The sequence below is a fragment of the Prosthecobacter sp. genome (assembly GCF_044232965.1).
Taxonomy (GTDB): Bacteria; Verrucomicrobiota; Verrucomicrobiia; order Verrucomicrobiales; family Verrucomicrobiaceae; genus Prosthecobacter.
Genome location: NZ_JBIIKX010000011.1, coordinates 31,001 through 56,887 on the forward strand (window position 1 = coordinate 31,001; position 25,887 = coordinate 56,887).

The following is a 25,887-nucleotide window of genomic DNA, read 5'->3' on the forward strand; positions in this document are numbered from 1 at the left end:
AGCCAGTGGATGCATTCTTCAGCACTCGTCATGGCGGTTACGACGGCTGTTTGAAATGCGAGGGTATACAAGAGCTGGGTTTCTGAGAATGAAATCGACACGAACAGGCCCGGCATCGGATTTGCGATTTGTCGCAGCTTGGCCTAGATCAAAAGCTCCCATATGTCCGATTCCATTCCCAACGTCCTCGCCGAACGCTACGCCACCGCTCCCATGCGCGCCCTTTGGTCGCCGGAGGGCAAAGTCCGACTGGAACGCGATTATTGGATCGCGGTGCTCAAAGGCCAGCGTGACCTTGGCATCCCGGTGCCCGAGGGTGTGATCGAGGCTTATGAAAAGGTGAAGGATCAGGTCAACGTGGCCTCCATCATGCAGCGGGAACGTGTCACCCGGCATGATGTGAAGGCGCGGATCGAGGAATTCTGCGAACTCGCCGGTCATGAGCATCTGCACAAGGGCATGACGAGCCGCGACCTCACGGAGAATGTGGAGCAGCTTCAGGTCTTCCGTTCTCTATTGGAGATTCGTTCGAAAAGCGTCGCTGTGCTGGCCGGTATCTCGCGCCGGGCGGCTGAGACGCGCGATATCCCTCTCACGGCGCGCACTCACAACGTCGCCGCGCAGGTCACGACGCTGGGCAAGCGACTCGCCATGTTTGGCGAGGAGACGCTGCTCGCCTTTGGCGATTTGCAGAACGTCATCGCCACTTATCCGGCCCGTGGTTTGAAAGGCGCGGTCGGGACGCGCCTGGACCAGATCACCCTCTTCAATGGGGATGCCGCCAAGGCCAGCGAGTTGGAAAGCCGCATCCTGCATCACCTGGGCATGCCTGCGGCCTTCGGGGCTGTCGGACAGGTGTATCCGCGCAGTCTTGACATGCAGGTCATCGCCTCGCTTTGCCAGGTGGCCAGTGGGCCCGCCAGTTTTGCCCGCACGCTGCGCCTCATGGCCGGGCAGGAGCTTGCCTCCGAAGGCTTTGCCAAAGGCCAGGTCGGTTCCTCCGCCATGCCGCACAAGATGAACAGCCGCTCCTGCGAGCGCGTGAACGGCCTGCACGTCATCTTGAAAGGCTATCTCGCCATGGCCGCAGGTCTGGCCGGCGATCAGTGGAATGAGGGCGACGTGTCCTGCTCCGTCGTGCGCCGCGTGATGCTTCCGGACGCCTTCCTCGCGCTTGACGGTCTGCTGGAGACCTTCCTCACGATCCTGGATCAAATGGAGGTCTTCGATTCCGTCATTGAGCAGGAACTCATGCGCTACCTGCCATTCCTGCTCACCACGACCGTCATGATGGAGGCCGTCAAATCCGGCGCAGGCCGCGAGACGGCGCACGAGGTCATCAAAGAGCACGCCGTGCAGGTCGCCAAGGACATGCGCACCGGCAAGGTCCGCGAAAACGATCTCCTCGTCCGCCTGGTGCATGATCCGCGCCTGACTCTCACCGAGGCCGACATGCAGCGCATCGTCGAAGCTGGCAAGGCCAACGCCGGCGATGCCCCGCAGCAGGTTGATGCCTTCTGCGGTCGCGTCGAGGCCATTGCCAAGGAATTCCCTGAAGCTGCGAAGTATCAGCCGGGGGTGATTCTTTAAAGCGGTGTTCGCAGTCAGAGAACTCAAGACGGGCCGCAAACTCGTGTTGTTTGCGTGCGTTCATCCTCGCGCATGATTCTGCGTTCTTTCTTCCTGCTTCTCGCCCTCGGCTCTCCGCTTCTCGCTGAAAACTGGCCGCAGTGGCGCGGTCCTCGGCTCGATGGCACTTCGCGGGACAGTGGCTTTCCGATTTCGGCTGAAGGCCAGGTGACGTGGAAGGCCGAGCTGCCCGGCAGCGGCCATGCGTCGCCCATCGTGTGGCAGGATCGCATTTTCATCGTCTCCGCCGTGGCGGAAACGGAGCAGCGAGTGTTGCTTTGCCTCGATCGAGCCACGGGCAAAACGCTCTGGCAGTCGAACGTGGTCAAAGCGCCCATCGAAAGCATCCACCGCCTCAACAGCCAGGCCTCCAGCACGCCAGCCACCGATGGCGAGCGCGTCTTCACCGCCTTCCTCGACAACACCGAGACCGACGCCACGCGCCTGGCCAACAGCGGCCGTGTCATCGGCAAAGGCGAGGTGCCGAAGGGCACCGTCGTCATCTCCGCTCATGATTTCAGCGGCAAGCCAATTTGGCAGGTGCGCCCCGGTCTGTTCTCTAGCAAGCACGGCTTCTGCTCCAGCCCGGTCGTGTTCGAGGACAAGGTCATTGTGAACTGCGACCACGATGGCGACGGCTACATCGTCGCCCTGGCCAAAACGGACGGCAAGGAGTTGTGGCGCATCGAGCGTCCGAACCACACCCGCAGCTACTGCGTGCCGCTCATTCGCGACATCGGCGGTCGCACGCAAATGGTGCTCAGTGGCACCATGTGCGTCACCAGTTATGATCCACGCACCGGCAAGCTGCTGTGGATCATCGACGGCCCCACCGAGCAGTTCGTGGCCTCGCTCGTTTTCAGCGATCAAACCGGCCTGCTCTACATGACCGGCGGTTTCCCCGAGCATCACCTCCTCGCCATCAAGCCCGACGGCAGCGGCAACGTCACCAACACCCACATCGCCTGGCGCACGAACAAAGGCGTGAGCTATGTGCCTTCGCCCATCGTCGAGGGCGGCCACTTCCTCATCGTTTCCGACTCGGGCATTGGCCACTGCTTCGACGCGAAGAACGGCGACATCCTGTGGGAGGAGCGCCTGCGGGAGCACCATGCCTCTCTCGCCAGCGCCGAAGGGCGCGTCTATTTCATCAACGACACCGGCACCCTGCGCACGGTGAAGCCCGGCAAGGCGTATCAAGCCCTCGCCGAAAGCGAACTCGGCGAGAAAGTCTTCGCCTCACCCGCGCTGAGCGAAGGCCAGATCTTCATCCGGGGCGACAAAAGCCTTATCTGCCTCGGCAAACGCAGCGCGCAGACCGCAGCGCGGTGATTGCTTATTGCGTGAGTCCGTTGATGCCGAGCAGCTCGATCTCAAAGACCAGCGTGCTGAAAGGCGGGATTTTCGGGCTGGGGCTGCTCGCGCCATAGGCCAGGTTGTGGGGGATCACGAACCTGAACTTGTCGCCCACCTTCATCAGTTGCACGCCCTCGGTCCAGCCGCGGATCACGCCGTTCAGTGGGAAACTGATCGGCTCACCGCGTTCCACCGAACTGTCGAAGACCGCGCCGCTGAGCGTGGTGCCGTGATAGTGGACGTTCACCGTGTCAGTGGCTCTGGGGGACACCGTACCGGCACCGCGTCTCAGCACCTCAAACTGCAATCCTGACGGGGTGGTCTGCACGCCGCCGCCGACGCTGAGATTGACAGGGGGCGTGGGGGCCAGCGCGGCAGCAGGCGGGAGGGCAGGGGCCTTGCGGGGCTTGGGCTTGGTTGGCTGGCTGCAGCTCAGAAGGACCAGGGATGGGAGAATCAGGGTGATGGATCGGATCATGCGGTTGGATTTTGCGGCAAGGGGCTTCATCGGCCCAGTGTCTCGACTTGCCTCCTGCGGTCAAGCCGCAGCATGATGTGAAACCGGCTGCCAGCCGGCTCAAGGAACGTCCATGCACAGGCTGGCAGCCGGTTTCACGCACGCACTGCTTCGCCTGGGCTTCTTCCAGATTCATCGCGGCCTTCGGGGCATCGCGGAGGAGGTCTTCGTTTCGAGGCCGACCCGCGCTCTTCTCGCTTGAGTCTCGGAATCCCCCGGCATCCAGCCATCCGGTGCGGTTCGGCCAAGGGCCAGGATGATTCCGGTGAACGATCTGCCGCCATCGGTGGTTGGGCTACTGCCTCTGGTGAACGAGCCAGCCGGGGAGCTGAACGAGCCAGCCGTGGAGTTGAACGAGCCAACTGCGGAGCTGGACGAGCCAACCGGGGAGTTGAACCAGCCAACCGGGGAGTTGAACGAGCGAACTGCGGAGCTGAACGAGCCAACTGCGGAGTTGAACCAGCCAACTGTGGAGCTGGACGAGCCAACCGGGGAGCTGAACGAGCCAACTGCGGAGTTGAACGAGCCAACTGTGGAGTTGAACCAGCCAACTGCGGAGCTGGACGAGCCAACTGCGGAGTTGAACGAGCCAACTGCGGAGCTGAACGAGCCAGGTGTGCAGTTGGACGAGCCAACTGCGGAGCTGGACGAGCCAACCGGGGAGTTGAACGAGCCAGCGCTTCCGGCGGAAGGGGCCATCGGCCAATTGCCAGCGAGATTACAGCTCCTGCCGATCCGGATTCGACTGCCAGTCGAATCTACGGCTGAGCCAGCACCACGCGGAAGCCGTGGTTGATCATGTGCGCCTGGGGCTGGTAGCGGTTGCGGAAGGACGATTGCAGGAACATGCGGTCCCGGTCCTGCGAGGAGCTGCCCCGCAGTACCCGTGCCTTTTGCGATCCATCCACCCAGTCCGCGCACCACTGCCAGACGTTGCCGCCCATGTCGTGGAGACCGAAGCGGTTGGCGGCAAAGCTCCCGACCGGGGCCGTGTCCACGAAGCCATCGTGGTAGCCGGGCATCTCGCCTTTGATGTTGCTGAATTTCCCGGCGGCCATCGCAGCCTGCATTTCCTCTCCGGCAAAATTGCCCGCGCCCTTCGGTGGTGGCCACTGCGTGCCCCAGGGGAAGACATCCGCGATCTTCAGATGCTTTTCGGCGGGCAGCTTGGACGCGTCTTCCTTGTCGCCCAGGTCCACCGCACAGCTCCACTCGTGGTCGCTGGGCAGGCGGTAGTGTTCGGTCGTGCCGAGCTTGCCTGCCTTGCGCTCCGTCTCGGTGAGCCAGTCGCAAAACGCCTGCGCCTCGTCCCAATTGGGCCCCACCACGGGATGCGTCGGCCCCTGCTCGAAGGGCACCTTTCCCCACTCGCGCTTCTTCTCCTTCAGAAACGCCTCATAGTCCTGCACCCGTGTCTCCCACACGCTGAAGAGCACCCGCTTCCCGTCCGTCGGCCCGCCGATGATCGGCACGGGGACGAACTTCATGCCGAGGGTGTTGATGAAGGGGCGGACGTTGGTCGCAGACGAGGGAGAAGAGGAGACGGGGAGACTTGGAGAAGCGGTGACGATACCCGCCACCTTCAACGCCTCTGCTGCGCTCACACCATCGAGGTTGAGGTATTCGACCTTCTGCACACGGGCGCGGGTGTCACCAAAACAGTTGAGGGTCAAATACCTCGCGGTGGCGTCGGGTTCGGCGGCTTGAAGGATCACCTCACCATTCAGAAGAAAATAGAATTGATCGGCAATCCGGGCCAGCAGGAATTCATGAGGCTCACCGTCCGCGAGATGCACTCCTTTCTTGAGCGCGAGCCGTCTTTCCGGCATGCCCTCCTTCAGGTAGGCAAGCCCGCATTCATTGAGTTTGCGGCGGAAGAACACCTGATAATGGTCCCTGGTGCCCGGCAGGCCAAAATTCAGCGAGAGGTGATTGGGAGAGCCTGCCTCCGTGACGGCCAGGACGCGGATCGCCCCGGCCCGCACGGGCTGCGCGGGAAACTCCCAGTGGTTGCCGGGCGGTAGCAGGTAGCCCTTGTCCGTGTGATCAGCGGTGGCGATGACCTTCTTCAACGGTGCTTCGGCCAAAGCATCGCGCCAGACATGGGTTGGCATGGTGGATGCCGAAGGCGCTCCCGCCTTCCCGCGCAGATCATTGCCCTGCTCATCCACGCCCAGCAGGCGCAGCGCCTCGGCCTCGGACAGACCGTCGAGGTTCATGACTTCGATGTCGCGGAGGTCGTCCTTTCCGCTGAGGTAGGCGCTGCCTTGTTTGAAAGTGGTGTCCTGCACACGCATGAAGTCGTCATTGTAGCGTGCGACAAGCTGGCTGCCCACAATGCCAAATTCCATGACATACTCCGCGCCAGATTGAACGATGGGCTTTGAGAAACGCATGATTTCGGGATATTCCTCCCCATCGCGCCGGTTGATGGTCAGGAAGACTCCCTTCGGCGAGAGCTGGTATTGCTGGAATTTTGTCTCGTGTTTACGAAGGACGATCGCCGTCTGTGAAATCTCATCCTTGCTACGAATGCCCCGCACTCGGATGGCATAATTTGTCACACCAGGCACGCCCGAAGGCAGATCAATGCGTGGTCTTCCGCTGGCATTTCGATCAAAACGAACCCACCCATCCTCCCACCTCACGACGCTGCCGGGCTTCCGCAGGTCGGCGGGCAGGTCCTCGGGCTTGGTGAAGAGCTTCACCCACTGGCCGGGTGGGAACTTCGGGGCGGAAGACTTGGAGACAGGGAGATTGGGAGCGGGGGAGACGGCGGCAGTAGTGCTTCCATCGAGGGACTGGTATTCCACCTTGGTGATTCGTGTGTCTTTCAGTGCGCTGAAGCCAAAACTCCCTGCTCCAGTGAGCTTCGTGTCTTGAACGCTGCCCACTTCCTTGCCGTTGAGTGACACGGTGAGCAGGTCATTCATCGCGGCTAGCTCCAGCGCATACTCATGCGCCCAATCAAAGTCTTTCGGCAGCGGCCAGGTCTTGAGTTCCGCCCATTTCATTTCCCCTGCGGCTGACACTTGGAAGAACGCGAACTTGATTCCTGACTTCTTGCTCAAGGCCACTTGGTATCGGCTGGTGTTGCCAGCCTCGGTTTTGCTGCGCAGGAAAAGGGGCACCTCACCGCCCGACTCTGGCGCAACACACGAGATGCGGACGCGTCCATTGCGGAAGGTTGGGCCGATGAAGAATTCAGCACTCGGGTCCGCCGTAATGCGCAGTCCTGTCGATTCGTCACGCAGGTTTGAATTGTTGGAGAATGCCCCCGCGCGGCGCTTCTCCGCGATCCAGTCGTTCCAAGCGGGAGTGCTGGTGGTGGCGGAAGACTTGGAGACAAGGGGACTCGGAGAAGGGGAGACAGCACCGGCCGGGATCGACTGGACTTCGACGGACTCGAACCAGCCGTCCGCAGCATCAATGCCCCAATTACCGCCACCGGCGATCCTTTTATCCTGAGCTTGGATCACCGCGACTCCGTTGAGCAGGCCCATCAGATGGTCGCCCTGAAGACGAAGTTCAATCAACAGCTTGTCACCAATCTGAGATGGCTTCGGCAGCTTGTATTGGCCGAGCAAGACCGAAGGGCTGTCCTTGGGCGAGGTGTAAGTGAGGGAGAGTGTCTTGAAGTCCGGTGCGGTGGCCAATTGGTATTTGCCCTGGTTCGTCGAGTTTCGTGCCGAGACGGAGACCATATTGCTGCCCTCTCGAATCACGATTTGCGCGCGGATGGCTCCATCGGGCGCTGGTTGCGGCTGGTTCAGACCAGTCCTGACGAGATGCTGAAGCCCTTCCTTGAACTCCCGGCTCCATTTGAGCTTTGCACCGCGATACACTGTCTCTCCTTCGGATCTCCCGGCTTTCCACTCCGCATCGGAGAACAGCGGCCTCCAGCCGGACTCGGGGAGCGCGGTGGCGGCGATGGGTGCGGGCGTGGCGGCAGCCGGGAGCGGCTGGACTTCGACGGACTCGAACCAGGCGTCACTGGCGTCGATGCCCCATGTGCCGACCTCTTTGACACGCTGATCCGTGGCCCGCACGACTTCCTGGCCGTTGAAGAGCCCGGTCAGTTGATCGCCTTGGATGCGCAGCTCGATGGTGAACTTCTCATCGGGCTGCAAAGGCTTGGGCAGCCTGTAGCTGCCGAGTGTTTTCCCGGCCTGGCTGTCCGGCGTTTTGACCGACAGAACCATGACGGTGCCCTTGTCTGCCAAGTTAAAGAAGTAGCGTTGTTTGCTGAAGTTCCGCGCACTGACGCCACCGCCTTCACTGCCAACTCGCATGACGAGCCGTGCCCGAATCGCGCCATCGAGAAAGGGCTGAGTCCCGTAGAGGCCAATACGCGACATGTGCAGTAGGCCATCCTTGTGCTCGCGCAGGGACATGACCTGCTGGCCCTGATAGTCGGTGGCTCCCTTGGAATACTTCTGCCATTCGGTTTGGGAGACGAGCGGCTTCCAGCCGGACTCGGGGAGCGCGGTGGCGGCGATGGGTAGGGCGCTTGCTCCCGCAAGCGCCGCGTTGGGTGTGGCGGGTGCTTTTTCACGAGCCGTCTGCTCAGGGCCATTCGCGGCGGCTGGAGGACCAGCCGCCCTACCATCGCCTGTGTTCCGCAGCGCGAAGAACGCGCCGAGGGCGATCACCACAGCACCGGTGATGAGGCCGATGAGGAGTGGAGCGCGGGATTGGGGTGGGGCGCTTGGTCCTCCAAGCGCCGCCGAGGGCTGATTCGCTGTCGTGGGGCCGCTCGTGGCGGCTGAGGGACCAGCCGCCCTACCTGCACTGACCAGCGCGATGCTGCTGACGTCTGTCTTCACCTCGCTGGCCTGCTGGTAGCGGTCAATGGGATCGCTCTGCATGGCGCGGCTGACGATGCTGTCCCACTGCGGGGCGACTTCGGCACGTTGGGACGGCGGCTTCCACACGCCGCGAGGGAGCTGGCCGGTGATCATCTGGTAGATCATCACGCCGAGGGCGTAGATGTCCGCACGGTGGTCGATGGGCGAGTTCGGGCTGAACTGCTCGGGCGCGGCGTAATCGGGCGTGCCCATGCCGGTGCCGGTCTGGGTGCGGAAGCTGCTTTCCGCATCGAAGTGCTTCGCCAGGCCGAAGTCGGCCATCTTGATGCGGCCATCGCGCGTGAGCATGATGTTGCTGGGCTTGATGTCGCGGTGAACGATGCCGTGGTCGTGCGCGAACTGGAGCGCGTCACAAATTTGCGGCAGCAGGCTAAGCGCCATCTCCTGCGTCATCTGGCCGCCGCGGATGACGTCCATCAGGTCCGCGCCATCGATGAGCTCCATGACGATGTAGAGGTAGTCCGGCCCCGCTTCGCCATAGTCGATGACACTGACAATATTTGGGTGATTTAGCTTCGCCATCGCCTGGGCCTCCCTCTCGAAGCGGGCCTCGAAGTCTTGGTCTCGCCCCATGTCCCGCCGCATGATCTTGATGGCGACGGGACGCTTCAGGCGGACCTGCGTGCCTTTGTACACCGCACCCATGCCGCCGGCGCCGAGGAAGCCCTGCACCTGATACATCCCATGCGGCAGCAGCGCGGTGAGCTCCTCCGGCAGCGGGAGGTCGATGCTGTTTCCCGACAGCGTGGGACGCGGCCCGGAAAGCGGCAGGGTGGCGGCGTCGGAGTCGAGCGTCGGATCAGGGCTGTCAGGCATGCGGTGGAGTGTTTAGGGAGATGCTGATGTACGGTGCACCACCGATGAATTCTCTGCGTGTTCTGCTAAATGAAATCCCCTTTTTTTAAGCCAGAGATAACGCGGGCGTCAAGCGTGGGGCAGGCGAATCGCACAGGCGGGACAGAGCTTACGCGCCAAAATCACGGAGAATGCCCTGATGGGGGATCCAATGGGAGGGTCAAGATGCAATCAACCCAGCGGGAGGCTTCCAAACCAACGCGAATGAAAAAGAATGACACGCGAATGACCGCAAATCCGGCGTCTCCACCTGATTCGTGGTCATTCGCGGCCCATTCGGTTTGGATTCGCGTTAACCCAAGGCGAGACGGCCCCCGGCGTGAGAAGTGTCGCCTGCGGCAGCGTCGGAACGTTGCCTTGCCCTCCTGCTGCGTGGACAGAATTACTTCTTGCCGAAGAGCCGCTGGAAGAAGCTTTTCTTGGGTGGTTCCGGCGGCGGAGGCGGGGGAGTCGTCTCTTTCTTCTTGGCGATGACCGGGCGGGGCGAAGGGGCGGGTCCCTCAATGGTCACGGGCATGCCCTGGGTGATCATTTTCACCAAGCGAATGACATCCCAGTTGGCGGTGCGCATGCAGCCGTGGCTGGAACTGCGGCCGATGGTCTGGGGCGAGTTGGTGCCATGAATGCCGATGCCGGCACGGTTGAGGCCGATCCACATGACGCCGACGGGATTGTTCGGGCCGATGGGCAGCTCGTAGAAGTTTGAGGTGCGCACGCCGTAGTTCAGCACGCCGGCATCCCAGCGGAAGGTGGGCATCTGCGCGATGCCGACGATCTTCCAATTTCCGGGCGGGGTGGCGAGGTGGCCGCTGCCGGGGGTGATGGGCAGACTGGCGAGGAGCTTTTCTCCTTCCCAGAGATCGAGCATCTTTTCACGGGTGTCGATCTTGATGTGGCGGTTGAGGTATTCAGGGACTTCGGGCAGCTTGGGCTGCGGGGTGAGCTGTTCGATGAGAAAAGGCTGCACTGTGGGAACTTTCACCACGTCTCCAGCTTTGAGCGCGCCGAGCTTCATGGGCTGGTTGATGAACTCCAGGAGTTCGGGGGCGCTGTGAAAGCGCTCGGTCAGGAACTCCAGCAGCGAGTCATAGGGCAGGTATTTCTTTTTGCTCTGCGCGGAGGGCTGGCGCGGCACGGAGCCGATGTATTGGAGGTCTTCCTCACGGATGGTGTAGGTGGTGTAAACCTCAGGAACACTGGCGAGATCGAGGGTGTGATCGGCAAGCTCCGTCTCGGGGAGACCCTGGGCGCGCTGATAGCGCTTGAGTGCCTTGCTGGTGAATTCGCCCGGACGACCGTCGAGCTTGCCGGGACCAAAGAGCTGGGTGTCGAGGAAGATTTGCACCCGCAGGATGTCATCAATGGGTTCCGGCGCTGGTGGCAGCGGATCGGGGATGACGAGTGCCGACGCGGAAGTGAACGCGAGGAACAGCAGGGCGAGAGCAGGAAGGGACGAATTTTTCATGGGGGCGTGCGCACGAAAAGCCATGCGGAGCTGAAACAACTCTTCGTGGAGTTCCATAGCCACGCCGGGCGATTGTGCAAGCGCCCCCCGGTGGAGATGTTCTTCCATGAGTGATCAAGCAGCACGCAGGAAGGATGCCATGACCCACTCCGTGAGCCGTCGGCGGCGGGTGTTTCTCCTCAATAGTAGTTACGGCGGCCATTTCGATAGCCGTAGCTGGAGCCGGAGTTGTTCCGGCAGCGATGGTGGTCATGGTCATCGTCGTCGTCGTCGCTATTGGCGATGCCGTAGGCGATCAAGCCGACCACTGCGACTCCGATGAGGGCGGCGGCGGGGTTGACCGAGTTGTGCGGACGCCCCTGGGCATCGTAGGTGGTGGTGCAACTGACGCCCAGGCAGAGGAAGAGACCGGCGAGAACGAGACGATTGAAATGCTTTTTCATGCCCACCTGTGACGAGAGGGCGACGCGGGTATTCGAGATTTGAAATTTAAAGTGGAAGTCCGCATTCGAACGCGCCGCGATATTCGAGGGGAAGCGTGTTGTGAGTCATTTTACGATGCAGGCGACCTCACCGGATACGGCAGCCGCTTGCTTACTTCTTCTTCAAGATGACATCGCCGAGGCTGAACATGGGGCCGTAGATGGCGTAGATGAGGAAGCCGACCATGACGCCGAGAATCATCATGGTGAGAGGCTCAATCATTTTGTCGAGAGTGGCGGCGAGGTTGTCGAGCTCCTCCTCGTAGTCGTCGGCGATTTCAGAGAGCATTTCGGTGCCCGAGCCGGTTTCCGAGGCGAGTTCAATGAGACCGCAGAGGTTGCGGGCATCCGGGCCGAGCCAGTGGGCCTCCATGAGGAAAGCCTCGTGCAAAGTGCGGCCGACGGCGATGTGCTCGCGCAGGCGGATGAAGAGCTCCTTGTAATGGTAGTGCCAGGAGGCCTGGGCGGTGATGTCCAGGGCGCTGGAGAGGCGGACGTTGGACTCGGTGAGCATGGAGAGGGTGCGGAAGCCGGTGGCTGCGGCAGATTTGCGCACAATGACGCCGATGGCTGGCAGCTTGAGGAACAGATCCTGCATGGCGCGGATGGAGCTGATTTTTCCCCAGTTGGCGAAGAAGAAGTAGAGGCCTACAAAGGGAAGGATGGCCATGTAGGGCTTGTGGATGAAAAGGTCCGAAAGTGCGATGAGGATTTTTGTCCCCAGAGGCAGCTCGGATTTGAAAGCGGTGAAGAGCTTGGCCATGGCGGGCACGAGCGTGAAGCTCATGGCGATGACGACGACCACGCCCAGGACAATGACGACGGCGGGATAGATGAGGCCGCCCTTGAGCTTCTTGATGACCTTGGAGGATTTTTTCTGCGAGACGGCGATGCGCTTGCAGACCTTGGCGAGCTGGCCTGCCTCTTCACCGGCGATGATGAGCGAGAGCATGTCATCAGGGAAAAGCTTGGGGAATTTGGCAATGGCGTCGCTGAACTTGTCCCCGGTGGCGATGGCGCTGATGACCTCGGCGATCATGCCCTTGTAGGTGGGGGACTTGACGCGGTTGGTTTGGAGCATGAGCCCCTTGGTGAGGGAGATGTTGCGGTCGAGGCAGCGAGCTAGGCCCGAAAAAAAGGCGGCGCTGTCTTCGGTATTGGGCTTGGGGCTGGTGATGCGGTGAAGTTTTTCGTCGATGCCCGTGATGGTCTGGACGCTGGTGCTCTCATTGGCCCCGACGCCGGCTCCGATGAGGGCTTTTTCGTCGGTGTCGGTCTCGACGAGCGCCTCGCTGGACTTGCCGGAGTGGACGTTGGTGATTTTGACTTTTTTGAGCATGGCGTCGGAAGGATTCGAGGTTTCAAACTGAAACCTCAGATTTTATGGGGGCGGCGGGCGAAGATCAGTGACGAGACGGGGGCGGTAGGCGGTGAGGGTGAAGGAAGCTCCCTCGACCTCGGTGCGCGGATCCTGGGAGATGTTCACGGCGGCGGTGCAGAGCGCGGTTTCCATGACGACTCCGTTGACGGTGGTGAGGCCGGTCTCGACAAGCGCGGGCGTGCCATGCACGGCCTGCTGGAGCAAGGCGTTCTGGGACTGGGAGGGCATGAGCGCCGTGACCTGCACGGGCGAGAGGCCGAGCTGCCAGAGACGCGCCATGTTTTCCTGCTGATTGCGTGTGATGGCGACGCGCGTGGCAAACTCCTCCTGCAGCATGAGGGTGGAGGAGAGGCTGACCATGGCCGTGGCACCGACGGCGAAGATGGCTCCGGCGGCGAGCACCTCGATGAGAGTATAGCCGTGCGCGCTTCGCGGTTGTTTGCGGTGGTTTGCGGTTGTTTGCAGTGGTTTGCCAAACCATCGCCAACCATCGCCAACCACCGCCAACCATGGCAAACGTTTGGGTGTCTTCATGGCGGTGCGACAGGAAGGAAGTAAGTCTCCAGCCACGCGTCACGCGGCAGGAAGGTGGCGAAGGCGGGGCCGGCACTGGTGGCCGCAGGTACGGCGGGGTCGCTGTCGCCGGTGAAGAGCAGGCGGCTGGGATTGTTGCCGCCTGCGGCACGGCGTTTGATCGTCCAGTTGGTCATGACACCGCCGATCCAGCGGATGCTGCGTGTCAGCGGATTGGGCATGTTGAACATGAGGCTCTGGTACTCGTTGACGAGCACGCAGCGCCAGCGGAACTCGTTGCCGCTGATGGGGCTGTTCACCCAGGAAAACTCGACGGGGCGGCCGTTGTCATCTTGGAAGGCGAGGACGTGGCGGCGGTTGTTCTCACGCTCAAAGCGGATGTCACGCACCCAGCGTCCCCTGGCACCGTTGGGCATGACGGTGATGATGACCGGCTTCATGGCGGCGGCGTTGGTGAAGGCGGTGGCGTTGCTTTGGCCGACGAAAATGATCTGATCGACGACGCCGTAAATGCGCATGTTTTTGAGATACTGGCTGTCGAGTTTGATGAAGAGCACCTTCAGCTTGTCATCATATCCAGAGGGCCAGCCGGGCGGTTTGTAGGTGGGGTTCTTCTGCTCGGAGATCCAGTAGGCCTCGGTGGCGGAGTTGAAGACACCTCCGACGTCGATGGTGACGGTGGCGGTGCGTCCGGCGGCGGCCTCGCGGTCCTGAAAGTGCCAGAGGGAGTTGTCTGGGTTGTCGTCGTTGCGCACGACTTTGAGATAGCCGTGGTGCCTGCGGTCTCCGGTGCCACCGATGGGGCCGGTGGTGCTGGGAACGACCGGCATGTTGGAGGGCAGCAGCGCGTCGCCGTCGAGGTCGGTGCCATACACGGGGTAGGGGATGTTCGGCGGCTCTGCGGCGGCGTAGGACTGGATATAAAGCGATTTAGTCAAGAAGGGCAGTTGCAGCGGGCTGGGCGTGCTGCTGACGAAGAACGAGGGCGGATGACGCACGACGGTGCGGCCTTCAACGGTCCAGTTGGCATTGTGGCCGTTGCTGCCATTGCCAGCGTCACGGTAGATGTCCAGCTCGGTGGCGACTCCGTCGGGCTTGCGATAAACACAGAACACATCGCCACTGAGCACGGGGGGCACCGCTTTGAGGAACTGCCAGCCGTTGTAGTCGTCGATGTTGCCAGCAGTGGCATAGGAGGGACGAATGAGCTGCTCCACGGTGATGTAGGACGCTCCTGGCCGCAGGCCGGTGTGATTGTAGGGGAAGACGGTGCTCATGCCGCCCGCCGTGCTGGTGGAGGTATAGACGTTGAGATTGCTCCAGCCATTGGCGGTGCTGAGGCTGCCGAGACCGTCTCCCAGGCTGAGGGTTTCATTCGCACTCTCCGTGCCATTGCGCTCAAAGCCCCGGTCGCTGATCAACTGCCAGCCGAGCAGGCGGGAGCTTTCCACTCCAACGCGGCGTTTGCAGATGTCCTCAAGAAAACTCACCTGAATGGCGCGGGTGCTCATCAGGGTGACCCAGGATGAGACGAAGATGCCGCCGACAATCATGAGCATGAGCGCCGCCGCCATGAGGGCGCCGAGCGTGCTGCGATGATGCTGTCGTGGGATGCGCATGACGTGGGATCAAAGGGCCGGAAACATCGGTGTGGTGAACATGAACGAGGTGCGGCCCGCCATCTGGTTGTAGGCCTGGCGCGGATCGCTGGAGGCGAAGGTGTTCGCCACGGGGCCGAGATGACGCGCGGCGGGGTCAGGCCACCAAATGAAGTAGAAGGGGCGTTCTGCGGCACGTTTGAAGCGCTCAATGGTGGCGGGCGTCTCCCGCAGCGCGAGGCGGGCCGACCGTTCAAACGTGATGAACAACGGAGCGAAGCCGTCGGCGGCCCACTGGGCGCTGCTGGTCGGATTCGGCACGGAAGGAGGAAAAAACACCTCGTAGCCGCCGGTGTAGCTGAGTGTGGAGGGCGTGAGGGACGAAGCCGTGTCCGCGTAGCGTTTCACCGATGCGTGAAATCCGTTCGGCTCAGTGGCGGCCGTGAAGCGCACGAGGTCGATGTCGTAGATGGCGTTGACCTTGAGGTAGCCGGGCCATTTGCTGTAACCAAGCACGAAGATGCTGGCGTTTTGCGGCACGGTGGCGGAGTCGTTGAGCGGATTGCGGTAGTCGCGGTAAAGAGCGGCGGACACGCCGGCATTGGCGACGACGTGGGCGCGGAATTTTTGCGGTGTGTCGAGTTCCTCGTGCAGCGCGGGATTGTGGGGAATGAGGCTTGGCCTCCAGGTGTTCACGCCGTCGCGTGGCAGGCAGAAGACGGCGGTGGCGCTGAGCGTGTCCGTGACAAACTGCTCGCGCAATTCCTCCGCCAGTGAGAGAGCGCCGTACTGCGGGGCCATGGCCACATTGCTGGTGCTGGCGGTGCTGCCGTAAAAATTCTGCATGCGCTGGAGACCCAGCGGCACGGTGACGACGGAGGAGGCGCTCGGCTGGCTGCGCACGAGCGTGCCGTAGGTGACCACGGCGCCCCCCAGAATCAGGGCGGATAGCGCGAGCACCAGCAGGAGTTCCACGGAGGTGAAGCCCCCCGGCTGATGGACGCGGCGGTTCATTTGGGCGCGGGCGTTGGGTTGCCGAAGAGCATCCGCACCATGGACTCAACCGCAGGTGACGGTGGTGGCGTGGACGAGGCCGGCTTTTCCGGCTCCTTGGGTTCCTGTGATGCGGCGGCAGGCGGCGGGGCCGAGGAGACGGTGGCGGCGGCTGGTTTTTGTACAGGCGCGTCCATGAGCAGATCCTGGACGGGGTTGTTTTCCACGACGGGCAGCGCCACAGGCGGAGTGGTCTCTTGTTTGGCGATCTGACGCAGAGGCAGGTCCATGGTGGCGTTGGTGGCCTTGCCCGTCTTGGTGTCTTCATCGGTCTGTCCCAGCATCTGATAGCGTACCTTGGGGGAGATATTGATAGGGATGATCATGAGCTTCGGCGGCAGGCCGGTGGCGCGTTTTTCCTGCCAGGCCAGTTCGATGTATTGCGTGGTGATGCTCTTGACCTTCAGTTCCACCAACTGCTCCGGCAGCACGGGGGGGACGATCTTTCCTGTCTCCAGTTTGATATTTCCCAGCAGCACGCTCATGCGTCCGTCTGGCATGCGCACCGTGCCGACGACGGGGAGCTTGAGTAGCTTGTCACGCACGCGGTTTTCCTCGGTGTCTCCGGGAGCCAGCCGGTTCTGCGCCTCGGACTCGGATTCAAAGGGGTTATGCTCCTCTGGCTTGACGCTCTCCGGTGTCTTTTCCTCCGGCAGGACGAGTTGGTACTGGACGCGTTTGCCTTCCTCGCCGTCCACCGCCTCTTCCTGGGCGCGCAGCGGCATGGCCAGGGCGGCAAGCCCGAGGCCAAGGAGCATGAGGTGGCGGTTTGATCGGTTCATGGGCTAGGATTTTTTGGCTTTGTCCTTCTCCTTGTCTTTGTCCTTGGACTTGGCTTTTTCAGCATCCGCCGCGGCGAGGTCAAAGATGGGCGTCTCAAACGAGACATCCAATTTCAACTGCCTTCCGGTGCTGCCGCCGGTGATTTGCACGACCTTCATGCGCGCCGTGGGCATCCGGCGTTCAATGTCGCCGAGCCAGTTGAGCACCTTGGCGTACTCTTCCTCAATGGTAAGCGTGGTGAGGACGGACTTGGGGATGATTTTGTTGTTGTTGGAGATCTTCAGCTCGGTTTTGCGGGAGCGGACGAGGTTGATGCCCCGCTCGCGCAGGCTCAGTTCGATGGCCTGCTCCGCCTCCTGCTGTGTCTGCACGCGTTCGATGGCGGGCAGCCAGCCGCGTAGAAAGCGGCGCACGTCCTCGGTGTCTGTCTTGAACACGGTGGTCTCGATTTCGGCGGTTTCGCGCTCTTGCTGCGCGGCGGTGGCGCCGTCCTCGGCATCCTGGGCCTCGGCGCGGGTGGTGGCCACTTTGTTGTGGATGATCTGCGCGGTGTAGGTCATGCCGCCGATGACCATCAGCAGGATGACGCAGGCGAGTTGTTTCGGGTTCATGGTGGAGAAGGGAAGGGGATCACTCTGCCTGGCGCACGAGCGTGGAATGGTATTCGACGACATCGCCGTTCTTCGTCTGCTGCGGCGAATAAGAGCGGTAGAGAAGCTGGCCCAGCGCGGACTCGATGGCGGACAGTTCGCTGGAAACCTTGGAACCATTGAGGTGGATGGTGAGAGCAAGGTTCGCAGGCACCTGCTCGCTGCGTTCCAGGGCCACCTGGGTGATGCGCGTCTCTGTTTGCACGGCTCGGGCGATCTTCACAGCGATGGGCTGGATGTTGCGCGCGCCCTCCATCCATTCAGCCACTTTTTCCGCCTTCATGGCCTCGGACTCGAGCGTGCTTTTTTCGCTTTTGAACGCGTCGCGCTGGCTTTCACTGAGCTTCTTGCGCTCCTCGGCCTCGGTTTTCTGCGTGAGGGCCTTCTTGTAGTTGAAGTAGTCCATCGTCATCACATAGGCGCTGCCGACCAGCGCCACATAGAAGATGACCGGAATGGCACGAAACGACGAGGGCAGCCGACGCGAGGTGTCAGTGCGCGGGGTTTTGAAATCGTGGCAGAGATATTCACTCATGGCGGTGGAAGGGCGGGGTGGATCAATGCTCTCCGATGATGGTCCAGAGCAGGTCATCCTGCGTGAGGTCGGAGGCGCCGACTTTTTCGAGATGCAGCATGATCTCGGTGCGGAACTTGTTGTCGTGGCCGTCGCCGATGAAATAAATCGGGCTGCCTTCAGGCACCTTGGCCAGCAAGGGGCTGATGATCTGGAGCGCCGTCTCCACCGCTTCGGGGCCGAGGCCGCTGCGGCAGCGAATGTCACGCCACTGTCCGTCCTGCTGCACCAGAACGCCGAGAGACCCCTCGCACGCGGCGATGAGCACGAAGTTTGACGGTGTGCCACCGGAGCTCGCCCTAAAGATGCTCAGAATGGCATGCTCCAGCATGGCAAACAGGCCGCAACTGACGCGCCCAGGCTTCAGGTTGATCGTTTTGAGCACATCCTCGGTCACTTTGACCAGCGACTCTTCCACGGCGAGCAGCAGGCTGGCGGTAGTTTCAGGATGATGGCAAATGGCGTAGCGCTTGCCACGGTCATACTTGGGACCGAGCACGGCGCGTGGATTGGTGCGCAGCAGGCTCACACAGTTGTCACCGCGCATGAGGTTGTTTTCCAAACTGATGATGAAGCGGTGGTTCACCGACACGGAGCACCAGCCGCCTTCCACCATGCCGCGCCATTCATCGGCGCGTTGTGGCGCAGCGTCGGCCAGCTCGCCTTCCTGCACGCCGCCCTCCTCGAAGCGACCGCGTTTGTTGATCGAACGCCAGCTCACGGAGCCGCGACTGACGTTGATGAGAAGAGACTTGCGTGTCTCAAAGCGTTTGCCCCATGGGACGGCGGAATCGTCGGGGTCGGCTTTGAAAGCGGCGAAGCTCAGGACAGATTTGATTTCATCCAACAGCATAAATGGAAGTAAGTTGTTCTTTGGAAAGGAAGTCGTACACCTCATGCTCGGTGTAGCCGGTCTTGCGTGCGGTGGAAGGTTTCCAGCCGTCGGCCATGCGCATGTTCAGGCAGCGTTCAAAACTGACCATGCCGCGTGTGAATCCCGCTTCGAGCTCCTGGTCGAGGTTCTTGAACTCGCCGCGCCGGATCATGCCGCAGACGGAGTCATAAGGCAGCAGCAGCTCGTGAATGGGGAAGCGTTTGCCTCGGTTCTCGTCAAACAGCAGGCGCTGGCAGAGAATGCCGCGAATCGAGTCGGCGAAGGAGAGCATGGCGTTTTCCATGCGGTCGCTCGGAATGAGTTTGAGATAACGTTGCACCGTCTGCGCGGCTGATGAGGTGTGCAGCGTGGCCACGACGACGTGGCCGGTTTCCGCAGCTTGGAGCGCGATCTCGGCGGTTTCGCCGTCACGAATTTCTCCCACGAGAATCACATCCGGTGCCTGACGAAGGGCGGCGCGCAGGGATTTGTTAAAGTCCAGCTCGTCGGTGCCGATCTCACGCTGTGAAACGAGGGAAGGGATGCCGGAAGGATAAACGAACTCGATGGGATCTTCGAATGTGAGCACATGCTCCTGTCGGCGTTTGGCCCGCTCAAGGATCATGGAGGCAATCGTGGTCGATTTACCGGAGCCGGTGGCGCCACAGACGAGGAACAGGCCGTTTTTGGCCTCCAGGAAGGCTTTGATCGCCGGCGGCGGCACCATGAGCTTGCTGATATCGGGGATGTTTTCAGGCAACAAGCGCAGCACCCAGCGCGGACGTCCGCGTGTGACCATGCGGTTCACACGGTAGCGGCGCGGGCCGAGCTGTAGGGCGTAGTCGATACAGCCGGCGGTGAACTCCAACGGGCGCTCCGGCTGATAGATGAACGAGTCATAAAACAGCTTGCCGTTGCGCTTGTAGGTCAGCGGTTCCCACGGGGTGACGTAAAAGTCGCTCACCCCGGAGTCCTTCGAGAGATGGAGCATCCGGTAGCCGAGCTGACTGCGTTCGTGAATGTCTTCCATGGTGTTAGCGGTTGCTGGTGAATCGGGCGCGCAGCTCTGCTTTCGCGGTGGCGCCTTCAAAGATGTAGAATTTGTTTCCTTGCACGACGCCCGCGCCCGGATCGAGCGTGGTCCAGGACAGCTCCAGGCGATATTCGACGCCGTCGATGGTGACGCGCACGTCCGTGGTGGGGTTTTTCAGTTCAACGATGTCGGCGCTGGCCAGACGATCGCTGGTGTTTTCTGTGCTGGTGAGCCCCAGATCGATGTGTGCGGTGAAATCCAGCGATGGCTGGGTCAGGTTCAGATTCGTTGAGAGAGTAACTGCGGTGGCCTCGCTGTTGTAGAACGTGGTGCCGTTGAGCATCGTCATCTCACCAAACTTAAACCAGGTGTTCGGGGTGATGGTGTCGAACTGTTCCGGGGCGAAGGAGATCACGTTTTCCACACCGGCATCGAGGTACTCACCATTGCCGAGGTCGAGCTTGGTGTTGCCATGCTTGAAGGTGGAGGTCTCGCTGCCATTTTGAATGTTGGTGACGAGGTTCGTGCCGCCGATGGCGTTGCCCCAGTTCCCATCACCCGTGCCGCTGAAGCCGCTGGTGAGACGGTAGTAGGTCTGCGAGGTGATGTTGCTGTCGGCATACTCAGCCGGGCGCGTGCTCACATTGCGAGCCTGGAGTCTCATGGCTGGCGTGATTGGGATAGGGCCGCCGTTATACACCACCCATGAGCCTGAATTGATGCGGTACATCATGTCCGAAGCCGAAGGTGGCGCACCGTTGCGGCTGATCGTGGCGGAAGAGGGAAAACTGGCAAAGGCGAAGGTGCCGCCCGAGGGCGAGATGGTGGGCTGTGGCAGCTTTACCAAGGTGGGAAGCGTGCTGCCATCCCCCCCGCCGCTGCCACCTCCGCCGCCACTGCCTCCTCCCGAATTGTCTGTGGTGGTGGGATCAGAGGTGCTCGGGGCAGCCTCGTCAGGGTTGAAGCCTTCCGCAGGCGCGGCAGGGTCGAAAGGCTGCGGATTGAGGTAGTTGACCGCTGGGGCGTTGGAGGAGTCTCCCCAGACCCAGCCTTTGGAGCTGGTGTTGAAGGTTACCGCTGATTTGGTGCGTGACTCGGAGCCAAAATCTGTTCCGGCCAGTGATTCATCCAGATAAAACTCCGAAACGGCGCTGCCAGTCCCCGTGGTCAGCTCAAACCGCTGCTTCGTGCGGTTCCAGGTGGCGCGTGGATTGCCATCTGGAGGGGATTGGGTGGTGAGACGGGCGCGAAGCCGCACATCCACCAGTCTGCCGGAGGCAGCTCCCACATGGCGCTGCCACTCCGCCTGCGGCCGGATACGCTTCATTTTGTCGATGACCGCCTGGGGGCTGGTGAGTCCGGCAACGCTGCCACCATCTGCTGTGTAGATGGCCACCATTTGATTGAGCGTTGCCAGGTCAGACTCCAGCTTGGCGGTTTTGGCCGAGCCGGAGTCGTCATAAAGCAGGGATACCCCAACGGAAGTGATCACTCCAATGAGTGAGATGGTGATTACCAGTTCGAGCAGCGTAAACCCGGCACGGCGGAACGAACCGCACGCCTCATGGGCTGTAGCTGAAGACGATCTGGAATACATAATGGATATATTAAATATTTAAAAGCGCTTCAATTCAAGCTATTAAATATGGAAATTATATTGTATCTGAGGCCACGGCTGTAAGTTTTGATAAACTTAGCCTTTTTTGAACATCATCCTGTCACGGTGATAAATGTTGATTGATTTGTTTTTCGCTGTTTGCTATATTTACCATAATATGCGCTATTTTCTAGCAAATTCGTCGCTCATTTTACTCCTCGCGATAGCCTTGGTGCTGTTTCCCGCGAGGCGTTCGAGTGCTCAGTTCAACCAAAGCAATATGCACCTGCTTTCCCCGGAGTATGAAGCTGAGGCTTCACGACTCAGGAGCTCAGCACCGCAGCAATATGACTTTTCCAAAGCCATGCTGAGCGACGTGTTGCGCTTCCTGGCCACCGATGCCGGGATTTCCTTTTTCTCACTGCCAGACGACAGCTCGGAAGGCTCCCGCTTGATCACCTTTTCCATCAAATCCAGCCCGTTTCAGGTTTTGGAGACCCTCTGCAAGGCCAATGGTCTTGCCATCATTCCAGACAACGGAATCTGGTACATTCGTCCGGCGGATGATCGTGAACTGATCGGCAAATCTTATGAGATCCGTCACAACGCGCTCGAACGAGTGGACAGAGTGTCTTCCGGCAGCGGAATGTCCTCGACGGGGGCGGCCAGTGGTGGTGGCGGTGGCAGCCGTGGTGGTGGCGGAGCATCAGGCGGGCTCGATCTTCAAGGGACAAGCCAGACCTTTGCCGTTCGGCGCAGCGAGGTGATCAATGACATTCGTGCATTGCTCGGACTGCCGCCGGAGGAGATGGAAGCTGGGCAGAGTGCTGCGGCAGGCGTGCTCGGCGGCCAGGACGAAAATGCCGCCCGGGCGATGAATTCCAACGAGCTTAGTTCTGTACGCAAACCGAAGGTCATCTGGAAGTCTGACTCCAACACGCTTTACATCGTCGCCACCCGTCTTCAGCACATGTGGGTGGAGGGTTATCTCGCCGCCGCAGACAAGCCGCAGTCGCTCATCGCCATTGAGGTGAAATTCATCGAAACCTCGCGTGATCCGAAGCGCGAGTTCGGCATCGACTGGACCGGCACCTTGGAAAACGGCAATTTCCGTCAGGTGGATAAAACGGAGGTCACAAACGATGCCAGCGGCCAGCCACAGCTTAATATCGAATACAACTCTGTGCCCACCAATGGAGGTTATCGCACGGATCTGGCACCGTTGCTCAGCGCCCTAGATGTGGGCAACATTGGAGGCACTCTCGGATGGCCTGCTTTGAGCATCCTCAGCGCCCAGGATGTGAATGTGAAGCTCCGCGCCATCATGCGTGACGAGGAGACCAACACCACTTCCTATCCGCGCATGGTCACCTTGAGCAATCGCGAGGTGGCCATTCGCAGCGTGGTGAACCAGCCCGTGCTCGATGCCAGCTCCACGGCCAGCGCCGGTGCTGTCGGTGCCACGACGACGACGCAGGTGGCCTATCTTCCCATCGGCACCGTGCTGAACATCCTGCCGAAGCGCATGCAGTCAGACAAGGTGCTCCTCAACATGGCCGTCACGGTCTCCAGCATCATCGGCACCGAGGTCATCTCCGGCAATCCTTATCCCATCGCCTCTTCCCGCGTGTACAGCGCTCCAGTGGAGATCGACTCCGGCTACACCGTGGCGGTTGGCGGCATGGATGAGGCGCGGGAGCGTGAAGGGGAGGCCGGCGTTCCATTCCTGAGCAAAATTCCCGGGCTGAAGTGGCTCTTCAAATACAAAAGCCGCAGCAAGAACCACAAGAACCTGATGCTCTTCATCACGCCGACCATCATTGATGCCAGAAATGGCGGACTTCCGTCAGAGCCGCAGTCCGTGGTTCCGCAGCGCCCGAATCTGCCGGGCAAACCGAAGGTCGATTACGCCAGCGGCATGCTCATGGGGGGCAGTTCAGCGCTTCCCAACACCGCCGCTTATCTTTCCCGCGAAGGAGAAAAACTCGGCAACACCATCCAGGAAGGTCGCATCACCGACGAGGTCGGCCAGAAGCTCAAGGAACTCAAAATCGCCGTCGAGCAGGTGCTGGAGCAGTGTGAGTCCATGAAAATCTCAGAGCCGGGCAGCTACGCCATGATCGACCAGCACCAGCTCATGCTGAAAAACACGCTGGAACGTCTGGTTTACTTCCAGCGCATGATGTTCACGAAGAAGTACCTCTGATCAGCGGGCTACCACGCGCTCAAACACGCGTGGCGTGCTGATTCCCGCGCTCTTGGGCTTCGGTGCAGGCTTGGGATCAAGGTTCTGCTTCAAATCATCTGCCGTGACGGCCGACTCGACGCCTTGCTCCGGTACTTCGATTTTCGTCACCCAAAGCAGCGCGTTCAACACGGCTTTGCGCACATTGTCATTGCTCCAGTTGTCATGGAAGTGGCCGCCGGTGAAGCCGAAGCCGCGTCCGCCATCCTTTCGCTCAATGGCCCACATCATCGTCTCCGGCTGGCCTTTCTCTGCCTGGATGTGTGGATACGGGCCTTTGGGATACACATACGGACCATCACGCGTCGCATCGGTCGGTGTCGCGGTCAGGATCGGCGCAAAACTTGCCGTCGCATCTTCCGCCACGGCGATGCCGTCTTTGAAGGCCGGGCGGAAACGCATCTGAAAGTACCACTCATCCTTCGTGGTGAACGGCTGCACGCCGCGCGTGATCGCATGCTTCGGCAGTTGGGTGTAGTTCGCGTCCCAGATCGGATTGCAGGAGAAACTGTTTTCGTAGTGCCCGCCCAGCCATTCCTGAAACTCCTTTCCTGCCTGGTCGGCCACCACCTCGACACCGTAGTGCATGCAGCCGAAGCCCACGCCCTTGGCGATCAGCTTGCGCAGTGTTTCGAGGTGCCCTTCCACCACTGCCGGGTGCTTGCCGCCGCCATCCGCGTAGATCACCACCGCGTCGGCATCGGCAAAGGTCTTCTCATCGCTCACCCAGCCGTTGTCATGACGGTCCACCACGAGGTTGGGCACGCTCTTGAGGCATTGTTCCAAGAGCATCGTGCCAGCACGGAATTCGTGCATGCCAGGCGGATGCGAGGGCTTTCCAGCAATAAAGACAAGCTTCTGCTTCCCGTCGGGCGTGACGGCTTGAAGTGTGGAAAGGGTGGTGAGAGAGAGGGCGGCGAAGATGAGCGGCTTCATGCGCTCATCATTCGTCGTTGCCGCCTCAAATCAAGCTCGTCTAAGCAATCACGCCCTTCACCAGGGTGCCGTGGATGTCGGTGAGGCGGTAATCGCGGCCTTGGAACGGGAAGGTGAGCCGTTCATGGTTGATGCCGAGCAGGTGCAGTATGGTGGCGTTCAAATCATGCACATGCACCGGATCACGCGTGATGTTGTAGCAGTAATCGTCCGTCTCGCCGTAGGTCGTGCCCTTCTTCACACCTGCACCAGCCATGAAGACGGTGAAACAGCGCGGATGATGATCGCGACCGTAATTCGTCTCCGTCAGCGCGCCCTGGGAGTAGATCGTGCGCCCAAACTCGCCGCCCCAGACGATCAGCGTGTCGTCAAGCAGGCCGCGTTGCTTCAAATCTTTGATCAAGGCGGCCGTGGGCTGGTCCGTGTCGCGGCACTGGCCCTTGATCGCGTTCGGCAGGCCGCCGTGATGGTCCCAGCCCATGTGAAAGAGCTGGATGAAGCGCACATCACGTTCCGCCAGGCGACGGGCCAGCAGGCAGTTGGCAGCATAGGTGCCGGGCGTCTTCACATCGGGGCCATAAGCATCAATCATATGCTGCGGCTCCTTGGAGATGTCGATCAGGTCCGGCACACTCGCTTGCATGCGGAAGGCCATCTCATACTGCGCCACACGGGCGGTGATCTCAGGATCGCCGAAAAGCTGATGATCATGCTGATTCAAAGCAGCGAGTTCATCCAGCATGCCGCGCCGCATGCCACGGTTCACCCCGGCGGGATCAGAGAGATACAAAACTGGATCGCCCACATTGCGGAATTTCACACCCTGATGCTGAGTGGGCAGAAAGCCGGAACTCCAGAGGCGGTCGTAAAGCGGCTGATCGTCACGACGGCCTGTGCCGAACGAGGTGAGCACCACATAGGCTGGCAGATCACGATTCGCGCTGCCAAGGCCATAACTGAGCCATGAGCCGATGCTTGGACGTCCAGCGAGCTGCGAACCGGTCTGGCAGAAGGTGATCGCCGGATCATGATTGATCGCCTCCGTGTGCATGGAGCGGATGAAGCACAGTTCATCGGCCATCTTCGAGATATTCGGCATCAACTCGCTGATCCACGCGCCGCTCTGGCCGTGTTGCGCGAATTTAAACATCGACGGAGCCACCGGAAACGTCTTCTGGCCCGAGGTCATGCCGGTGAGCCGTTGTCCCTGGCGAATCGAGGCTGGGAGGTCTTCTGCGCGCCGTTTTTCCATCTGTGGCTTCGGATCAAACAGGTCCATCTGCGATGGGGCACCGCTTTGGAACAGGTAGATGATGCGTTTTGCTTTCGGCGCGAAATGCGTGGGCACGGCCGCGAGTTGCGAGGCCAGCGCGGTGGAACCGAGCGCCAGGCCGCTGTGCTTGAGGAAGGCGCGGCGGTTGAGCCGGTCTTGCAGTTGAAGCGTGGAGGAGATCATG

20 protein-coding genes are annotated in these 25,887 nt (G+C 60.9%); 4 read left to right on the forward strand and 16 right to left on the reverse strand.

Annotation, left to right across the window (positions count from 1 at the left end; genetic code table 11):
* Positions 1-162: 162 nt before the first annotated feature.
* Positions 163-1,590: an adenylosuccinate lyase gene (purB, locus tag ACILSI_RS06925; RefSeq protein WP_395721129.1), complete on the forward strand. Its 1,428-nt coding sequence runs from the start codon at positions 163-165 to the stop codon at positions 1,588-1,590.
* A 72-nt stretch (positions 1,591-1,662) separates the two neighbouring features.
* On the forward strand, positions 1,663-2,961 hold the full coding sequence (locus ACILSI_RS06930) for a PQQ-binding-like beta-propeller repeat protein (RefSeq protein WP_395721130.1): 1,299 nt from the start codon (positions 1,663-1,665) through the stop codon (positions 2,959-2,961).
* A gap of 4 nt (positions 2,962-2,965) precedes the next feature.
* Here ACILSI_RS06930 and ACILSI_RS06935 read toward each other — a convergent pair whose 3' ends face one another.
* On the reverse strand, positions 2,966-3,463 hold the full coding sequence (locus ACILSI_RS06935) for an FKBP-type peptidyl-prolyl cis-trans isomerase (RefSeq protein ID WP_395721131.1): 498 nt from the start codon (positions 3,461-3,463) through the stop codon (positions 2,966-2,968).
* 295 nt (positions 3,464-3,758) lie between these two features.
* On the opposite strand from ACILSI_RS06935, the gene ACILSI_RS06940 reads away from it, so the two are divergent.
* Entirely contained in the window at positions 3,759-4,298 is a 540-nt protein-coding gene (locus ACILSI_RS06940; RefSeq protein ID WP_395721132.1) for a hypothetical protein, read from the forward strand.
* On the opposite strand, the gene ACILSI_RS06945 is transcribed toward ACILSI_RS06940, so the two are convergent.
* The 13 genes from ACILSI_RS06945 to ACILSI_RS07005 all read right to left on the reverse strand — a co-directional run bounded on the left by ACILSI_RS06945 (position 4,261) and on the right by ACILSI_RS07005 (position 21,249).
* The gene (locus ACILSI_RS06945) at positions 4,261-9,186 is read right to left on the reverse strand and encodes a protein kinase domain-containing protein (protein WP_395721133.1); all 4,926 of its coding nucleotides are present in this window, start codon (positions 9,184-9,186) and stop codon (positions 4,261-4,263) included. The genes ACILSI_RS06940 and ACILSI_RS06945 overlap by 38 nt on opposite strands.
* A gap of 421 nt (positions 9,187-9,607) precedes the next feature.
* Positions 9,608-10,690, reverse strand: coding sequence for a L,D-transpeptidase (locus ACILSI_RS06950; RefSeq protein ID WP_395721134.1), 1,083 nt, complete (start codon positions 10,688-10,690; stop codon positions 9,608-9,610).
* Positions 10,691-10,869: 179 nt separating this feature from the next.
* The gene (locus ACILSI_RS06955) at positions 10,870-11,133 is read right to left on the reverse strand and encodes a hypothetical protein (RefSeq protein ID WP_395721135.1); all 264 of its coding nucleotides are present in this window, start codon (positions 11,131-11,133) and stop codon (positions 10,870-10,872) included.
* A 151-nt stretch (positions 11,134-11,284) separates the two neighbouring features.
* Positions 11,285-12,511, reverse strand: a complete 1,227-nt coding sequence (locus ACILSI_RS06960) for a type II secretion system F family protein (RefSeq protein ID WP_395721136.1) — start codon at positions 12,509-12,511, stop codon at positions 11,285-11,287.
* 42 nt (positions 12,512-12,553) lie between these two features.
* Positions 12,554-13,087 (reverse strand): prepilin-type N-terminal cleavage/methylation domain-containing protein, encoded by a 534-nt coding sequence (locus ACILSI_RS06965; protein WP_395721137.1) that lies wholly within the window; start codon positions 13,085-13,087, stop codon positions 12,554-12,556.
* A complete protein-coding gene (locus ACILSI_RS06970) occupies positions 13,084-14,706 on the reverse strand; it encodes a hypothetical protein (RefSeq protein WP_395721138.1) in 1,623 nt (540 codons plus the stop codon). Before ACILSI_RS06970 ends, ACILSI_RS06965 begins: the two co-directional genes overlap by 4 nt.
* A 9-nt stretch (positions 14,707-14,715) precedes the next feature.
* Complete coding sequence (locus tag ACILSI_RS06975; RefSeq protein WP_395721139.1) at positions 14,716-15,699, reverse strand: hypothetical protein; 984 nt, start codon at positions 15,697-15,699, stop codon at positions 14,716-14,718.
* Positions 15,696-16,520 carry a hypothetical protein gene (locus tag ACILSI_RS06980; protein ID WP_395721140.1) on the reverse strand — a complete coding sequence of 275 codons (825 nt, stop codon included), beginning with the start codon at positions 16,518-16,520 and terminating at the stop codon, positions 15,696-15,698. Before ACILSI_RS06980 ends, ACILSI_RS06975 begins: the two co-directional genes overlap by 4 nt.
* A gap of 3 nt (positions 16,521-16,523) precedes the next feature.
* Positions 16,524-17,132, reverse strand: a complete 609-nt coding sequence (locus tag ACILSI_RS06985) for a hypothetical protein (RefSeq protein ID WP_395721141.1) — start codon at positions 17,130-17,132, stop codon at positions 16,524-16,526.
* A gap of 19 nt (positions 17,133-17,151) precedes the next feature.
* Positions 17,152-17,706 (reverse strand): hypothetical protein, encoded by a 555-nt coding sequence (locus tag ACILSI_RS06990; protein WP_395721142.1) that lies wholly within the window; start codon positions 17,704-17,706, stop codon positions 17,152-17,154.
* A 22-nt stretch (positions 17,707-17,728) separates the two neighbouring features.
* Positions 17,729-18,598, reverse strand: coding sequence for a hypothetical protein (locus tag ACILSI_RS06995; RefSeq protein ID WP_395721143.1), 870 nt, complete (start codon positions 18,596-18,598; stop codon positions 17,729-17,731).
* Positions 18,585-19,649 (reverse strand): type IV pilus twitching motility protein PilT, encoded by a 1,065-nt coding sequence (locus ACILSI_RS07000; RefSeq protein WP_395721144.1) that lies wholly within the window; start codon positions 19,647-19,649, stop codon positions 18,585-18,587. The genes ACILSI_RS06995 and ACILSI_RS07000 overlap by 14 nt, the downstream gene beginning before the upstream one ends.
* Before the next feature lie 4 nt (positions 19,650-19,653).
* Entirely contained in the window at positions 19,654-21,249 is a 1,596-nt protein-coding gene (locus ACILSI_RS07005) for a choice-of-anchor K domain-containing protein (RefSeq protein WP_395721145.1), read from the reverse strand.
* A gap of 280 nt (positions 21,250-21,529) precedes the next feature.
* Here ACILSI_RS07005 and ACILSI_RS07010 point away from each other — a divergent pair, with 280 nt between their 5' ends.
* Positions 21,530-23,455, forward strand: coding sequence for a type II secretion system protein GspD (locus ACILSI_RS07010; RefSeq protein WP_395721146.1), 1,926 nt, complete (start codon positions 21,530-21,532; stop codon positions 23,453-23,455).
* On the opposite strand, the gene ACILSI_RS07015 is transcribed toward ACILSI_RS07010, so the two are convergent.
* On the reverse strand, positions 23,456-24,430 hold the full coding sequence (locus ACILSI_RS07015) for a ThuA domain-containing protein (RefSeq protein WP_395721147.1): 975 nt from the start codon (positions 24,428-24,430) through the stop codon (positions 23,456-23,458).
* Positions 24,431-24,470: 40 nt separating this feature from the next.
* Positions 24,471-25,886: a DUF1501 domain-containing protein gene (locus ACILSI_RS07020; RefSeq protein WP_395721148.1), complete on the reverse strand. Its 1,416-nt coding sequence runs from the start codon at positions 25,884-25,886 to the stop codon at positions 24,471-24,473.
* Position 25,887 lies beyond the last annotated feature (1 nt).